Origin of the sequence: Micromonospora sp. NBC_01739 (genome assembly GCF_035920385.1) — a bacterium.
In the GTDB taxonomy this organism is placed as follows: Bacteria; Actinomycetota; Actinomycetes; order Mycobacteriales; family Micromonosporaceae; genus Micromonospora.
The window spans coordinates 1301025-1316540 of record NZ_CP109151.1; the positions used below are offsets into that span (position 1 = coordinate 1301025).

Annotated in this window: 14 protein-coding genes; 8 read left to right on the forward strand and 6 right to left on the reverse strand. The window is 70.7% G+C overall.

Annotation, left to right across the window (positions count from 1 at the left end; all coding sequences use genetic code 11):
- The first annotated feature begins 76 nt into the window (after positions 1-76).
- The 4 genes from OIE53_RS05850 (at position 77) to OIE53_RS05865 (ending at position 3714) form a co-directional block, all read left to right on the forward strand.
- On the forward strand, positions 77-655 hold the full coding sequence (locus OIE53_RS05850) for a hypothetical protein (RefSeq protein WP_327025539.1): 579 nt from the start codon (positions 77-79) through the stop codon (positions 653-655).
- Positions 656-988: 333 nt separating this feature from the next.
- On the forward strand, positions 989-2086 hold the full coding sequence (locus OIE53_RS05855) for a calcium:proton antiporter (protein WP_327025540.1): 1098 nt from the start codon (positions 989-991) through the stop codon (positions 2084-2086).
- Between the two features lie 142 nt (positions 2087-2228).
- Positions 2229-2969, forward strand: coding sequence for a neutral zinc metallopeptidase (locus OIE53_RS05860; protein ID WP_327025541.1), 741 nt, complete (start codon positions 2229-2231; stop codon positions 2967-2969).
- A gap of 97 nt (positions 2970-3066) precedes the next feature.
- Positions 3067-3714: an HAD family hydrolase gene (locus OIE53_RS05865; protein ID WP_327027096.1), complete on the forward strand. Its 648-nt coding sequence runs from the start codon at positions 3067-3069 to the stop codon at positions 3712-3714.
- A gap of 113 nt (positions 3715-3827) precedes the next feature.
- Here OIE53_RS05865 and OIE53_RS05870 read toward each other — a convergent pair whose 3' ends face one another.
- From OIE53_RS05870 to OIE53_RS05890, 5 genes are all read right to left on the reverse strand, one after another.
- Positions 3828-6383: an ABC transporter permease gene (locus OIE53_RS05870; protein ID WP_327025542.1), complete on the reverse strand. Its 2556-nt coding sequence runs from the start codon at positions 6381-6383 to the stop codon at positions 3828-3830.
- On the reverse strand, positions 6383-7150 hold the full coding sequence (locus tag OIE53_RS05875; RefSeq protein WP_327025543.1) for an ABC transporter ATP-binding protein: 768 nt from the start codon (positions 7148-7150) through the stop codon (positions 6383-6385). The genes OIE53_RS05870 and OIE53_RS05875 overlap by 1 nt, the downstream gene beginning before the upstream one ends.
- A 285-nt stretch (positions 7151-7435) precedes the next feature.
- Positions 7436-8122 (reverse strand): response regulator transcription factor, encoded by a 687-nt coding sequence (locus OIE53_RS05880; protein WP_327025544.1) that lies wholly within the window; start codon positions 8120-8122, stop codon positions 7436-7438.
- 14 nt (positions 8123-8136) lie between these two features.
- Entirely contained in the window at positions 8137-9342 is a 1206-nt protein-coding gene (locus OIE53_RS05885; protein WP_327025545.1) for a sensor histidine kinase, read from the reverse strand.
- Between the two features lie 77 nt (positions 9343-9419).
- A complete protein-coding gene (locus tag OIE53_RS05890; protein ID WP_327025546.1) occupies positions 9420-10334 on the reverse strand; it encodes a RecB family exonuclease in 915 nt (304 codons plus the stop codon).
- A gap of 84 nt (positions 10335-10418) precedes the next feature.
- Between OIE53_RS05890 and OIE53_RS05895 the strand changes: the two genes are divergently transcribed.
- From OIE53_RS05895 to OIE53_RS05905, 3 genes are all read left to right on the forward strand, one after another.
- Positions 10419-11570, forward strand: coding sequence for a site-2 protease family protein (locus tag OIE53_RS05895; RefSeq protein ID WP_327025547.1), 1152 nt, complete (start codon positions 10419-10421; stop codon positions 11568-11570).
- Positions 11567-12577 carry a tRNA (adenine-N1)-methyltransferase gene (locus tag OIE53_RS05900; RefSeq protein ID WP_393340535.1) on the forward strand — a complete coding sequence of 337 codons (1011 nt, stop codon included), beginning with the start codon at positions 11567-11569 and terminating at the stop codon, positions 12575-12577. Before OIE53_RS05895 ends, OIE53_RS05900 begins: the two co-directional genes overlap by 4 nt.
- Positions 12578-12649: 72 nt before the next feature.
- Positions 12650-13222, forward strand: coding sequence for a hypothetical protein (locus OIE53_RS05905; protein WP_327025548.1), 573 nt, complete (start codon positions 12650-12652; stop codon positions 13220-13222).
- A 13-nt stretch (positions 13223-13235) separates the two neighbouring features.
- Here OIE53_RS05905 and OIE53_RS05910 read toward each other — a convergent pair whose 3' ends face one another.
- The gene (locus tag OIE53_RS05910) at positions 13236-13529 is read right to left on the reverse strand and encodes a ferredoxin (protein WP_327027098.1); all 294 of its coding nucleotides are present in this window, start codon (positions 13527-13529) and stop codon (positions 13236-13238) included.
- A 177-nt stretch (positions 13530-13706) separates the two neighbouring features.
- Between OIE53_RS05910 and arc the strand changes: the two genes are divergently transcribed.
- Positions 13707-15488: a proteasome ATPase gene (arc, locus tag OIE53_RS05915; protein WP_327025549.1), complete on the forward strand. Its 1782-nt coding sequence runs from the start codon at positions 13707-13709 to the stop codon at positions 15486-15488.
- Positions 15489-15516 lie beyond the last annotated feature (28 nt).

The window sequence follows — 15516 nt, forward strand, 5'->3', positions numbered from 1 at the left end:
CTGCTGTGGTTCGGGACGTCCGCGCGCGTCGATCGGATCTTCACGGCGGTCGGCGGGTCTGGCACACTCACCCGCCGTGACGATCTTTCCTGCTCGTGTGGCGCTGACCGTGGTGGCCGGTGCGGTGCTACCGGTTCTGTTGCTGACGGGCTGTGCCAGTGACGGGGTGCCGGATGCGACGGCGTCGTCTGACGCGATTCGCGCCGTGCCGGACGACCTCTGCGACCGTGTCGACTACGCGCTCGCCACGCCTGCCTTCGACGGCGGGCCGACGCCGATTCCGCCGGTGGATGACGATCGTGGCCCCAACTTCCGGTGCGCCAAGAGTTTCTTCGAGGGGGATGAGTTCCGCGGCGGGTTCGTGTTCTTGAAGGTGCAGAGCTTTGGTGGGGTGGGCGAGGCTGGTGCCGGGTTCGAGCGTTCCGCCACGGTGACTTCGGCGGAGCCGTTCGAGGGCGGTTCGGAGATCGTCGCCGATGCGGTCCGCTATCAGCAGCTCCGGGACGATGTCAGGATCGAGATCCTGGACGCCAACGTGATCATGGAGGTTCGGCTGACAGTGGTGAGTTCGGTGAGCGACGAGCAGGCGGCGGCGATGCGGCCGACAGCGGTCCGGCTGGCGGTGCACGCGCTGGATCTGATCCGCGCCGGCTGATCATCGCCGGGCTGTACTCGCCGAGACCGGCTGGCGGCGGCCCTTGCCCGACGGCCGTACGGCCGACGCCGACCGACCTGGCGGGCGGCGGACCGAAGTTGGCCGCTGACCCACGATCCGCCGGATGATCGACTCCGTTTCGGCGTAACGGTGGTATCGGGGACGGGCGGTAGGCGCCGTTTCGGCGAAACGGTGGGCGGCGGCTGGGCCGCCCGCCGGGCGTCGTGGTGAGCTGGATGGGCCGGTCGCCGGGGGTCGTGGTGGGCCGCGCGGACGGGGGACTGTGGGGAGGCTTCGCCGTTGATGATCATGATGGCTGGCAGGATGTAGATCATGCTCGCCCTGCGCCGCACCCTGACCAGCTGGACCGTGTTCGTACCGATCGCTGCCCTGGTGGTCCTGGTACTGACCTGGGGGCAGAAGCTCGACGGCGTCATGGTCGTGATCGTGGGCCTGTTCCTGGCCGGCGCGGTCCTCGCGGCCGTGCACCACGCCGAGGTGGTCGCCCACAAGGTCGGTGAGCCGTACGGATCGCTGGTGCTCGCGGTGGCGGTCACCGTGATCGAGGTGGCCCTGATCGTCACGCTGATGATCAGTGGTGGGGAGAAGACCCAGTCCCTGGCCCGGGACACGGTCTTCGCCGCCGTGATGATCACCTGCAACGGCATTCTCGGGTTGTCGTTGCTGATCGGGGCGCTGCGCCGCCGGCTGGCGGTGTTCAACCCGGAGGGTACGGGTGGCGCCCTGGCCACGGTGGCCACCCTGGCCACCCTCAGTCTGGTGGTGCCGACCTTCACCACCGGGCGGTCCGGTCCGCAGTTCAGCCCGGTCCAGTTGACCTTCGCGGCGGTGGTGTCGCTGGCCCTGTACGCCCTGTTCGTGATGGTGCAGACCGGTCGGCACCGGGACTACTTCCTGCCGGTGGGCAGCGGAGGGGAGACCCTGCCGGAGGAGGTGCACGCCGACCCGCCGTCGACCCGGCAGGCGCTGATCAGTCTCGGGCTGCTGCTGGTGGCCCTGGTGGCGGTGGTCGGTGACGCCAAGTCGGTGTCCCCGGCGATCGAGGCGGGGGTGGCCGCGGTGAATCTGCCGCCGGCCTTCGTCGGGGTGATCATCGCGTTGCTGGTGCTGCTGCCGGAGACCCTGGCCGCGGCCCGTGCCGCCCGCCGGGACCGGGTGCAGATCAGCCTCAACCTGTCGCTCGGTTCGGCGATGGCCAGCATCGGCCTGACCATCCCGGCCATCGCGATCGCCTCGATCTGGCTGGAGGGGCCGCTGCTGCTCGGCCTCGGCGGTACCCAGGTCACCCTGCTGGCGTTGACCGTGGTCACCGGGGTGCTGACCGTGGTGCCGGGGCGGGCCACCCTGTTGCAGGGCGGGGTGCACCTGGTGCTGTTCGCCGCCTTCATCTTCCTCGCCGCCAGCCCGTGACGCCCCGCCGGTGCAGGGTCGCACCGCCCGTGAAGCCGCGCCGGTGAACCGGGGAGGGCGGCACGGCGTACGAAACGGCGAGGGGCATGTCGGTCGTACCGTGGGGGTATGACATCCGGCATCGCCGAGGCGGGAGGATGCGGTGGCGGCAGGCGAGCGGCAGGGGCGTCGGGGGAGGTTCATCGGTCTGGCGGTGGCGCTGGTGGCCGCTGCGGCGTGCATGGTCGATCCGGTCGGCCAGCCGGGTGCGCCGACCGGGCAGCGGGAACCGGCGTCGCCGAGCGGGGAGGTGACCACCCGGGCCGACGGCACCGACACGGTCGAGGAGTTCCAGGAGGACGTGGAGACGGCCCGCCGCACCGCCGAACGCTTCTGGGCGGCGCAGTTCGAGGCGTCCGGGAGTTCGTTGCGGCCGATCCGGCGGGTGATCGCGTACCAGCGGGACGGTGAGGTGTCCTGCGGTGGGCAGGAGGTGCCCCGCAACAACGCGGTCTACTGCACGGTCAGCGACTTCATCGCGTACGACATCAACTGGTCCTTCGGGGCGTTCCGGCAGGTGGGTGACGCCTTCGTGTACTACCTGATCGGCCACGAGTACGCCCACGGGATCCAGACCCGCCTGGGGGTCCAGTACAACTTCACCATCCAGCAGGAGTTGCAGGCCGACTGCATGGCCGGGGCCTACCTGGGTGGTGCTGTCGAGGCCGGGTGGCTGACCCTCGACGAGGGTGACCTGGACGAGTTCCGCGAGGGCCTGCTCGCCGTCGGTGACGATCCCGGTCAGCCGTGGTTCGCGGAGGGCTCGCACGGCACCCCGGAGCAGCGCGCGGAGGCGTTCTTCCGGGGCTACGAGCGGTCGCTGTCGGCCTGCGGGCTCGGTTGAGAAAGGTCACCGGGTCGGGCGTACGGTGGCGCGGGGCTGACAGGATTCACCGGGTACCCGATGCGAGGAGGATCCGGTGACCAGTCACCCCGCCGCCGTGCTGTTCGACATGGACGGCACCCTGGTCGACAGCGAGCGACTGTGGGATGTGGCGTTGGCCGAGCTGGCCGAGACGTACGGGGGCAGCCTCTCGGCCGAGGCGCGGCGGGCGATCGTCGGCACCGGGATGGCGGACTCGATGCGGATCCTGCACGAGGACCTGGGCCAGCCGCACCGGGATCCGGTGGCCAGCGCGGCGTGGATCGACCGGCGGATCCTAGAACTGTTCCGTACCGGCCTGCAGTGGCGCCCGGGTGCCCTGGCCCTGCTGGAGGCGGTACGGGCGGCCCAGGTCCCGACGGCCCTGGTCACCTCCAGCGGCCGGGCGCTGGTCGAGATCGCCCTGGACACCCTGGGCCGGTCCAGCTTCGACGTGGTGGTCTGCGGTGACGAGGTAGAGGCGACCAAGCCGCACCCGGAGCCCTATCTGACGGCGGCGCGGCTGCTCGGCGTACCGATCGACAGGTGTGTGGCGATCGAGGATTCGGTCACCGGGGTGGCCAGTGCGGTGGCCGCCGGAGCGGCGGTGCTGGCCGTGCCGGCGGAGGTGCCGCTGGCGCCGCGTGACGGCGTACATCAGGTGGAGAGCCTGCTGGCGGCGGACCTGGAGCTGCTGGCCGCCCTGCTCGCCCGCTCCGCCGCCTGACGTCCGCACCCGCCGCCGTCCCAGCCCGCGGCTGCCTGCGCCGGCGGCCGCTGGATGTTAATAAGGGCCCCCTGTACCGCACCAGGCGTTAACAGGGGGCCCTTCCTTACACCTCAGTCGTGGGCGATGGCGCCCAGGACGTTGATGCGGGCGGCGCGGATCGCCGGCAGCACCGCGGCGATCACCCCGATCAGGGCGGCCAGGCCGAGGAAGACCCCCATCTGGCCCCAGGGCAGCACCAGGTCGGTGATGCCCTCGTCGCGCAGGGCCTCGACCACGGCGGCACCCAGTCCGGTGCCGACGACCACGCCGAGCAGCGCGCCGAACACCGAGATCACCACCGCCTCCACGGTGATCATGCCCATGGTCTGCGACCGCTTCAGACCGATGGCGCGCAGCAGGCCCAGCTCCCGGGTCCGCTCCAGCACCGACAGGGCCAGGGTGTTGATGATGCCGAGTACGGCGATCACGATGGCCAGCGCCAGCAGGATGCGGATCATCGTGAGCAGGCTGTCGAGCTGACCGGCCTGCTGCTCGATGTAGGCGTCGAGGCTGACCACGGAGACCTCGGGGCTGTTGGCCAGCAGCGCCTCGACGCGCGGCTGCACCTGGTCGACCGAGGTGCCGGACTCCAGTTGGACGAAGCCCTGGATGGGCTGCGGGATGGTGAAGTCGGCGGCCGACTGGGTCGGCACCACCATCTGCACCCCGGTGAACAGCGGTGAGTCGTCGAAGACGCCGGTGACGGTGAAGGTCTGCACCTCACCCCGGGCGAACTGGATCGGCACGGTCGAGCCGACCGACAGGCCCCGGTCCTTCGCGGTGTCCGTGCTGACCAGCAGCTCACCGGGGCCCAGCCGGTCGATGTTCCCGGCGGAGGCGGTCAGGCTGTAGACCTGACGCAGGGCGGCCGGTTCGGTCACCGCTCCGGTGTAGGTGCGCTCGCCGTCGACCAGGGACATGTCGCCGTAGAGGCCGTCGACCAGCCGTACCCCGGGGATTGTCTTCGCCTCCTCCAGCACGGCGGGGTCGAAGGTCGGGGGGCGGGGGCCGGACTGCGCCCCGGCGATCACCAGTTCCGCCTTGACGGTGTCCTGGGCCAGGCCGCTGATGCTGCTCTTGGCCGAATCCAGGATGACGGTGATGCCGGTGACCAGGGCGATGCCGACCATCAGGGCGGCGGCCGTGATGGCGGTACGGCGGGGGTTGCGGCCGGAGTTGAGCCGGCCCAGCTTGCCGGGCACCCAGCCGGAGAAGATCGCCCCCAGGGCGGCCACCACGGGCTTGCTGATCAGCGGGGTCAGCAGGGCCACCCCGATGAAGGCGAACAGCACCCCACCCAGGATGGTGGCCAGGGTGTTGCCTCCGGCGTATCCGCCCAGGCCGAGGAAGAGCAGGGTGGCGCCGATCGCGGTGACCACCGCCCCGGCGATGGTGATCTTCGTAAGGGGGCGGTCCGGGGTGGCGACGTCCTGCATCGCCGCGATCGGGGGGATCCGCGCGGCCCGCAGCGCCGGCAGCAGCGCCGCCAGCACGGTGATGACCAGGCCGACCCCGAAGGCGCCGATCACCGCGGAGGCCGGAACCCCGATCCCGGCCAGGTCCATCCCGCCGGCGAGGTTGCTGAACAGGGCCGCCAGCAGGGCCCCGATGCCGATGCCGGCGGCCAGGCCGAACACCGCGGCGATCAGGCCGATGGCGATGGCCTCCAGCACCACCGAGCCGATGATCTGCTTGCCGCTGGCACCGACGGCCCGCAGCAGAGCCAGCTCGCGGGTGCGCTGCGCCACGATGATCGAGAAGGTGTTGAGGATGAGGAAGGTGCCGACCAGCAGGGCCACCGCGGCGAAGCCGAGCAGGATCCGGTTGAAGAAGGAGAGCCCCTCCTTCAGCCCGGCGGAGGCTTCGGCGGAGAGCTGCTCACCGGTCTTCACCTCGTAGCCGTCGCCGACCGCGGCGGCCACCGAGTCGCGCAACTGGGTGTCGGAGACCCCCGCTGCGGCGGTCACCACGATGTTGCTGTAGACGTCCGGCTCACCGAGCATCAGCTGCTGCGCCACCGGGGTGGTGAACAGGATCTCGTTGGCGCCACCCATGGAGTCCCGGTCGCCGCTGTAGCCGAAGATGCCGACGATGGTGAAGTCCTTGCGCGGGGCCAGGGTGAGCACCCCCACCCGGTCGCCGACGGCCACCTTGGCCGTGGTCGCCAGACCCTTGTTGATCACGATCTCGTCGTCGGCCTGCGGTTCCCGGCCATCCCGCAACTGCACCAGGTCGCCCTGGCCGACCCAGTTGCCGCCCATCTGCGGCGGCCCGAAGGAGGCGACCACCTTGCCGTTGCTGCCGATCAGTCGGGCCCCGTCGGCGACCACCACACCGGTGGCCTCGGCCACCCCCTCGACCGCCTGGACCGTCGGCAGGGCGGCGGCCGGCACCGGGCTGGCCAACTGCATGCCCTCCATGCCGTTGCCCTGCACCTTGGGCTTGGCGGCCACACTGACGTCGACCTCTTCGTAGGCGTCGGCGAAGATCTGGTCGAAGGTACGGCCGAGGGTGTCGGTGAGGACGAAGGCACCGGAGACGAACATCACGCCCAGCACCACGGCCAGGCCGGACAACATCAGCCGGACCTTGCGGGCCAGCAGGCTCTTCAATGTCGCCCGGAACATCAGCCGGCCACCTCGGTAAGGGTGTCCAGCTTCTTCATCGTGTCCAGCACGGTGTCGGCGGTCGGCTCGATCAGCTCGGAGACGATCTGCCCGTCGGCGAGGAAGACCACCCGGTCGGCGTACGCGGCGGCGGTCGGATCGTGGGTCACCATGACGATGGTCTGACCGTGCTGGCGTACGGAGTTGCGCAGGAAGTTGAGCACCTCCGCGCCGGCGCGGGAGTCCAGGTTGCCGGTCGGCTCGTCGGCGAAGATCACCTCGGGGCGGGCCACCAGCGCCCGCGCGCACGCCACCCGCTGCTGCTGGCCACCGGAGAGCTGGGCCGGCCGGTGATCGAGGCGGTCCCGCAGCCCGACCGTGTCGATCACGGTGTCGTACCACGCCGGGTCGGGTTTGCGACCGGCGATGGACAGCGGCAGCAGGATGTTCTCCTTGGCGGTCAACGTCGGCAGCAGGTTGAACTGCTGGAAGATGAAGCCGATCTTGTCCCGGCGCAACTTCGTCAGGCCGGCGTCCCCCAGGCCGGTGACCGTGGTGTCGCCGACGTGCACCGTGCCCCGGGTGACCGTGTCCAGCCCGGCCAGGCAGTGCATCAGTGTCGACTTGCCGGAGCCCGAGGGGCCCATGATCGCGGTGAACCGGCCACGCTCGAACTCGGCAGTGACCCCCCGTAGCGCGATGACCTGAGCCTCGCCGCTGCCGTAAACCTTCCACACGTCGCTCGCTCGGGCTGCGGCCTCTGCCGATCGGCCTGTCGTAGCGGTCACGTCAAGAACCTCTCCGTCGCTGTTCATCTCGTGCCGCCCCCGGTGGATCTCGGCACGCCTTCAATCATCTGCGCCAAGCGCCGTGGTTCCCTACAACTCCGGGCGGAGATGCGGCGGATCTCAGACTGCGGGTAGCCCCCCACTCGGGGTCAGGGTTAACCCCGACCAGCACGATGAGCGTCGATGAGGCTCGTCGTCCCGACGACGATCCGCGACCTTACCCCCGTGAACGGCAACCGTCTTAGGTGCAGAACGTCACCCTATGTGATCGCCGCAACGGTCACGTTACGCCCCCGGCCGGACCAGACCCGACTCGTACGCGAACACCACCGCCTGCACCCGGTCGCGCAGCCCGAGCTTGGTCAACACATGTCCGACATGGGTCTTGATGGTGGTCTCGCTCACCGACAGGGTCCGGGCGATCTCCGCGTTGGACAGCCCTCGGGCCACCTGCACCAGCACCTCCCGTTCCCGGTCGGTGAGCCTGCTCAACGCCGGCGGTGGGGCGGCCGCCGGATCGGGCAGCACGTCGGCGAAGCGGTCCAGCAGCCGGCGCAGGATGCGGGGGGCCACCACGGCCTCACCGGCGGCCACCGTGCGGATCGCCGCCACCAGGTCCTCGGCCGGCACGTCCTTGGCCAGGAAGCCACTGGCCCCGGCCCGCAGCCCACCCACCACGTACTCGTCGAGTTCGAAGGTGGTCAGGATCAGCACCCGGACCGGCAGTTGGGCCTCGACGATCGCCCGGGTGGCGCTGACTCCGTCCATCCGGGGCATCCGCACATCCATCAACACCACGTCGGGCAGCAGCCGACGGGACAACTCCACCGCCTCCGCGCCGTCGCCGGCCTCGGCCACGATGTCCAGGTCCGGCTCCGCGCCGAGCACCATCCGGAATCCGGTACGCAGCAACGGCTGGTCATCGGCGAGCAGAATGCGCACCGGTCGGGTCGACGTCGTCGGCTCGGCCATCTCATCCTCCGGGGTCAGGGTGCCGCTCGCCGGGCGTCGGCCAGGGGTTCGACCGGGATGCGCGCGTACACCCGGTAGCCGCCGCCGGTGCGGGCCCCGGTGCGCAGGACACCACCGTAGAGGGCGACCCGCTCGCGCATCCCGACCAGGCCGTGCCCGACCCTGCGGTGCCCGGGTGCCGGTCCCCGGCCGGTGTCGGTGACCTCCACCTCCACGGCGTCGCCGGGAAAACCGACCCGCACCTGGGCGGTGGCCTGACCGGCATGTTTCAGGGCGTTGGTCAACGCCTCCTGCACGATCCGGTACACGGTCAGCGCCACCCCCTGCTCCACCGGCCCCGGGGTGCCGGCCACCGTCAGGGTCACCGGCAGCCCGGCTTCGCGTACCTGTTCGACCAGGGTCTCGATGCCGGCCAACCCCGGCTGTGGGGCCAGGTCGGCGGCCGGCTCCGCCTCGGTACGCAGCACATCGAGCAGCCGTCGCAACTCCCGCAGGGTGGCCCGGCTGGTCTCCTCGATGGTGGCGACGGCCTCGTCGGCGGCGTCCGGGTCACGGCGCAGCACCCGCCGGACCCCGGTGGCCAGCACCCCCATCACGCTGACGTGGTGGGCCACCACGTCGTGCAGTTCCCGGGCGATGCGGCGCTGCTCGTCGGCGACCGCCTGCTCGGCCAGGGCCCGCTGGTTCGCCTCGGCCACCCGGGCCCGCTCCCGCAGGGCCTCGATCGAGGTACGTCGGGCGTGCACGGCCCGACCCACCGAGAAGGACACGATCCCCACCAGCAGGTTGTTCGCGATCAGGTACGCCGAGCTGAGCTGGGGCAGCGACTCCGCCGGCAGCACCAGCGCGTTGACCAGGGACACCGGCACCCACAGCAGCACGGCGGCCAGCAACGCCGGGCGCATCGCGTGGTGGGCGGCGAGGGTGTACGTGAGCACGGCGAAGGTGAAACTCTGCGTCGCGACGTTCGCCTCGAACAGCATCGGCAGGACCAGGGTCGCCACCGCGGCGGTCACGGCGGCCCAGGGCGCCAACCGGCGCAGGATCACCGGAGCGGCGCACAGCAGGCTCCAGCCCAGGGCCACCGGCAGGGACCGGGGCCAGAACTCCCGTGGGGTCAGCAGGGTGAGCAAGGCCTCGGCCAGGACCAGCCCGACCGCCAGCAGGCCGTCGGCGACCAGCGGACGCCGGCGCAGCCGCTGCCTCAGCCCTGTGTACACAGCCCGACGCTAGCCGTTCCGTCCCCAGGAAAGATCATCCCGGGTGGTGACCCCGGGCTCCTCCCTGGGGACGAGGGTCACTCGTCCGCGCCGGGCTGCGCCGGACGGGACCGGGCATCACGTAGCGGGTCGGGTATCGCGGCCTGCTCCGGAAACGGCGGCGGGGTGCCGCCGTAGCTGGGACAGAGGGACTGATGGCTGCACCAGTCGCAGAGCCGGCTGGGACGGGGCCGGAAATCCTGCGCGGCGGTGGCCTGCTCGATGGCCCGCCACAGCGCCACCACGGTGCGTTCGAAACGCACCAGTTCCTCCTCCTCCGGGGTGTAGTCGCACACCTCGGCGTCGCGCAGGTAGAGCAGCCGCAGCACCCGGGGCACCACCCCCCGGGTACGCCACAGCACCAGCGCGTAGAACTTGAGCTGGAACAAGGCCCGAGACTCGAAGGCCTCGCGGGGCGCCCCGCCGGTCTTGTAGTCCACCACCCGCAAGGCGCCGTCGGGGGCCACATCCAGCCGGTCCAGGTAGCCGCGGATGAGCAACTCGTCGTCAATCACCGCGGAGATCAGACTCTCCCGCTCGGCCGGCTCCAACCGGCGCGGATCCTCCACCGCGAAGTAGCCCTTGAGCAGGCCCGCCGCCGAACGCAGGAACTCGGCCGGGTCGACCTGCCCCTCGTCGGTGAACAGCCCGGCCAGCTCCGGCTGCTCGGTGACCAGCCGGTCCCACTGCGGGGCGACGAGATCACCGGCGGCCTCCGGGGTGCGGCCGGCCGCCGGTAGGTCGAACAGCCGCTCCAGCACCGCGTGCACGAGGGTGCCGCGGGCCTGCTCGACCGTGGGCCGCTCGGGCAGCCGGTCGATGCTGCGGAACCGGTAGAGCAGGGGGCAGGTCTTGAAGTCGGCCGCCCGTGAGGGTGACAGCGAGGCCCGCACGGTCGGCGGCAACGGGGCCGCGGTCGCAACCTGCTGTGTGATCACCGGATCCGCTGTCATGCCGTGGAACATTAAGGCACCGGTACGACAGTGCAGCCGCCGCCGCACCGAACAGGTGATCTCCGGCCGCGTAGCATCGGCTCGGTGGAACAGAGCAGGCAGCCGCGGCCAGGCCGGCGTTCCGGCCTACAGGTCGGTCGGATCTTCGGGGTGCCGCTGTACCTGAACGCCTCGATCCTGCTGCTGGCAGTGCTGATCATCGTGCTCTACGGCGAGTTGGCCGGCCAACGGTTGCAGCTCTCGCCCGCCGCCGGCTACCTGGTCGGCGCCGGGTTCGTCGGTGCGTTGCTCGGCTCGGTGCTGGCCCACGAACTCGGCCACGCGCTGACCGCACGGCACTTCGGCATCGGGGTGCGGGGGATCACCCTGGAACTGCTCGGCGGGTACACCGAGATGGACCGCGACGCCCCCTCACCCCGGGTGGACCTGCTGGTCTCCCTGGCCGGGCCGGCGGTCTCCGCGGTGCTCGGCGGGGCCGCCGTCGCCGCCACCCTGGCCCTGCCCGACCGCACGGTGGCCCATCAGCTCGCCTTCCAACTGGCGGTGAGCAACGTCATCGTCGCCCTGTTCAACAGCCTGCCCGGCCTGCCCCTGGACGGCGGGCGGGCCCTGCGGGCGGTGGTGTGGGCGATCACCCGGGACCGGCACCGGGCCACCGAGGTGGCCGGTTGGGTGGGTCGGGTCCTGGCCCTGGGCACGGTGGCGCTGGTCGGGCTGCTCTACGCCGCCGACATCCTCAGTCTGCTGGCGCTGCCGTTGACCGGGCTGGTCGCGCTGACCATCTGGCACGGTGCCGGGCAGTCGATCCGGTTGGCCCGCATCGGCCGGCGGCTGCCCCTGGTCGACCTGGCCCACCTGGCCCGGCCGGTGCTCGCCGTGCCCACCGGCACCCCGTTGGCCGAGGCCCAGCGCCGGGCCGAAGAGCTCACCCCGCGACGGCCGGTGGCCGTGCTGGTGACCGACGGCTCAGGCCGACCGGTGGGGGTGGTCGACCCGGCCGCGGCGGCCGCCGTACCGCCGCACCGCCGACCCTGGCTGGCCGTGGACGCCGTCGCCCGCGGGGTGGCCGACCTGCCGAGAATGCCGGTGGACACCGACGGGGAGCGGGTGCTGGAGACCGTGCAGGCCCACCCGGGCGCGCAGTACCTCGTGACCGCAGGCGAAGATGTCGTCGGCATTCTGCACATCGCGGATCTGGCGCAACTGCTCGAACCTCACCGGAAGATGAACACGTGACCGTGACCCACTCGAACCCGGCCACCCCGGGGGACGCCGTGCCCGCCCAGACACCGGAGCTGACCCCGGTGCACCGGGGGCCGTTCCGGCCCGGCGACCGGGTACAGCTGACCGATCCCAAGGGCCGGATGCACACGGTCACCCTGGAGCCGGGCAAACAGTTCCACACCCACCGGGGCATCCTGGCGCACGACGCCCTCATCGGGCTGCCCGACGGCAGCGTGGTCACCACCTCCGGCGGCGGTACGGCCTTCCTGGCGCTGCGTCCCCTGCTGTCGGACTATGTGCTGTCCATGCCGCGTGGCGCCCAGGTGATCTACCCCAAGGACTCCGCCCAGATCGTCGCCATGGGGGACATCTTCCCCGGCGCCAAGGTGCTGGAGGCCGGAGCCGGTTCCGGGGCGTTGAGCTGTTCCCTGCTGCGGGCCGTCGGGGCCGGGGGCGAACTGCACTCCTATGAGCTGCGCGAGGACTTCGCCCAGATCGCCCGGCGCAACGTGGAGTCCTTCTTCAACGGGCCCCACCCGGCCTGGCGTCTGCACGTCGGTGACGTCGGCGAGTGCACCGAGACGGGTTTCGACCGGATCATCCTGGACATGCTGGCCCCCTGGGAGAACCTCGACATGGTCGAGCGGGCCCTGCTGCCCGGGGGTGTCTTCATCGGCTACGTCGCCACCACCCCGCAGCTGTCCGAGCTGGTCGAGGCGCTGCGGGAGCGGGGCGGCTGGACCGAGCCGAGGGCCTGGGAGTCCCTGGTGCGGGACTGGCATGCCGAAGGGCTGGCGGTGCGACCGGACCACCGGATGATCGCCCACACCGCCTTCCTCGTCTCCGCGCGTAAGCTCGCCCCCGGAGTCACCGCACCGCCGCGCCGCCGCAAACCCAGCAAGGGCACGGAGGCGTACGTGCAACGTCGCCAGGCGCTGCGGGACGCGGAGGCGGCCCGGCAGGCGAGTGCCCTGTCGCAGACGCAACCGGACACGACGCAGGAGACGGGCAGGCCGTGACGGCGGAATGGGGCGGCTGACAGTGAACGGGCTGAACCTGGCTGCGGGTGGGCGGTGGCCGGGGGTGACTGCATGAGTCGTCCCGGTTTCGGCGGCGGCGACCTGCCGGCGGTCTTCCCGGACTGGTCGCCCTACACCGACCTCGAATCGGCGGCGCGGGCCTACCTGCGTGACCCGGACGTCGCCCTGGAGGCCCTCGGCGGGGTGCTGCGGGGGGCCTCCGTGCTCGGCTTCACCCTGGAACGCTTCGTCAACGAGGTCAACGGGGTGTGGCAGGAGGTCGTCGTCTGTGACGGCAGCCGACTGGTGCTCTGGCACGGCGAGGACGTGCCGCCGGGGGAGGGCCCACCCGGGTCGATGACCTCATCGCTGCGGGTGGTGCCGGTCTCCTCGGTCACCGAGGTCGGCTGCCGCCGCCGGCTGTTCCGCCACGACAACGGCGAGATCCGGGTGGACAGCATCGACGTCTATCTGCTGCTGACCTCGCTCGACGAGGCCACCCCCAGCGAGGAGGCGGCCGGTGGTCCCCGCCATGACGCGCTGCGCTTCGGCAAGACCCTGGACGACGGCGGGGCCGGGCAGATCGCCCGGTTGGAGGAGTTCGCCCGGCTGGTCGCCTCGGTGGTCGGTCGACCGCTGCTGTGAGTAGCGGGGTGGGTCAGTCCTCGGCCTCCGGGCCGGCCACCTCGACGCCGTCGCTGCCGCGTACGACGTGGATGCACTCGCCGGGGCACTCCCGCGCCGAGTCGATCACCTCGAGGCGCAGGTGTTCCGGTACGCCGACCCGGGCCCCCGGGGTCTGCTGAAGTTCACCGTCGGGGCCCTTGACGTAGGCCAGGCCGTCGACATCGAACTCGAAGACCTCCGGTGCGTACTGGACGCACAGCCCGTCACCCGTGCAGAGGTCCTGGTCCACCCAGACCTGCAACTCGTCGGTCGCGACCTCGGCCACCGGTGCACCCCCCATGTTCTCGCGTCCCACCCCTCGACGGTACCCGAATGCCCGTACCCGCCCGCCAACCCACCCTGGCGATCAAGCTTCGGTGACGGGCGCGTTGCGGAGGACCGAATCGGGCTCATAGCGGCTAGTGTTAGGTCAGAACGTTCAAGCCCCCCGGGGAGGTGGGACGTGGCACGCAGCGACGACGCGGACTCGCGCGCCGCACGGTGGGAGAAGGAGGCCCACGATCTCTCCACGCAGGTCGCGTTCCTTCAAGAGGAACTCGCTCTGGTGCGGCGCAAGTTGACGGAAAGCCCCCGACACGTGCGGCAGCTGGAAGAACGGCTGGCCGCGACTCAGGCGCAGCTGGCGCGGCTGTCCGAGAACAACGAACGCCTCGTGAGCACCCTCAAGGAGGCTCGCGCGCAGATCGTGACGCTCAAGGAGGAGATCGACCGGCTGGCGCAGCCGCCCAGCGGGTACGGCGTCTTCCTGGCCCGGCACGACGACGGCACGGTGGACGTCTTCACCGGCGGACGCAAGCTCCGGGTGGCCGTCTCGCCCTCGCTCGACGTGGGTGAACTCCGTCGCGGTCAGGAGGTCCTGCTCAACGACGCGCTCAACATCGTCGACGCGTTCGGCTACGAGCGGGTCGGCGAGGTGGTCATGCTCAAGGAGATCCTGGTGGGCCCCGAGGGGGCGCCGGGTGACCGGGCACTGGTCGTCTCGCACTCCGATGAGGAACGGATCGTGCACCTGGCCGAGAGCCTGATCGGCAGTGCGATCCGGGCCGGCGACTCGCTCATGATCGAACCCCGCTCGGCGTACGCCTACGAGCGGATTCCCAAGAGCGAGGTCGAGGAACTGGTCCTGGAGGAGGTGCCGGACGTCGACTACGGCGACATCGGTGGCCTGCACTCCCAGATCGAGCAGATCCGCGACGCGGTGGAACTGCCCTTCCTGCACGCGGACCTGTTCCGGGAGCACCAGTTGCGTCCGCCGAAGGGCATCCTGCTCTACGGGCCGCCAGGCTGCGGCAAGACGCTGATCGCCAAGGCGGTCGCCAACTCCCTGGCCAAGAAGATCGCCGAGCGGCGGGGCGAGGAGAAGCACACCAGCTTCTTCCTCAACATCAAGGGCCCGGAGCTGCTCAACAAGTACGTCGGCGAGACCGAACGGCACATTCGGTTGATCTTCCAGCGGGCTCGGGAGAAGGCCGGCGAGGGCACCCCGGTCATCGTCTTCTTCGACGAGATGGACTCGGTCTTCCGGACCCGTGGCTCCGGGGTCTCCTCCGATGTGGAGAACACCATCGTTCCCCAGTTGCTCAGTGAGATCGACGGTGTCGAGGGCCTGGAGAACGTCATCGTCATCGGCGCCTCCAACCGGGAAGACATGATCGACCCGGCGATCCTGCGCCCCGGTCGCCTCGATGTGAAGATCAAGATCGAGCGTCCGGACGCCGAGGCGGCCAAGGACATCTTCTCCAAGTACATCCTCCCCGGCCTGCCGCTGCACGCCGACGACCTGGCCGAACACGGTGGAGACCCCCAGGCCACCGTCGCCGCCATGATCGACGCGGTGGTCCTGCGGATGTACTCCGAGACCGAGGAGAACCGCTTCCTGGAAGTCACCTACGCCAACGGTGACAAGGAGGTCCTGTACTTCAAGGACTTCAACTCCGGCGCGATGATCCAGAACATCGTCGACCGGGGCAAGAAGATGGCCATCAAGGAGTTCCTCACCTCCGGCCGCAAGGGGTTGCGCCTGCAACACCTGCTCGACGCCTGCGTCGACGAGTTCCGCGAGAACGAGGACCTGCCCAACACCACCAACCCCGACGACTGGGCCCGCATCTCCGGTAAGAAGGGCGAGCGGATCGTCTACATCCGCACCCTCGTCTCCGGCGGCAAGGGCACCGAGGCCGGTCGCTCCATCGAGACCGCCAGCAACACCGGCCAGTACCTCTGACGCAGCGCCCGCAGGGCCCGTGACGACA

Excerpts from the sequence above, each read along its gene's own strand:
- OIE53_RS05890 (WP_327025546.1), bottom strand. The coding sequence starts at position 10,334 with ATGACAGCGGATCCGGTGATCACACAGCAGGTTGCGACCGCGGCCCCG.
- OIE53_RS05905 (WP_327025548.1), top strand. The coding sequence starts at position 12,650 with ATGAGTCGTCCCGGTTTCGGCGGCGGCGACCTGCCGGCGGTCTTCCCG.
- OIE53_RS05880 (WP_327025544.1), bottom strand. The coding sequence starts at position 8,122 with ATGGCCGAGCCGACGACGTCGACCCGACCGGTGCGCATTCTGCTCGCC.
- OIE53_RS05855 (WP_327025540.1), top strand. The coding sequence starts at position 989 with ATGCTCGCCCTGCGCCGCACCCTGACCAGCTGGACCGTGTTCGTACCG.
- OIE53_RS05870 (WP_327025542.1), bottom strand. The coding sequence starts at position 6,383 with ATGTTCCGGGCGACATTGAAGAGCCTGCTGGCCCGCAAGGTCCGGCTG.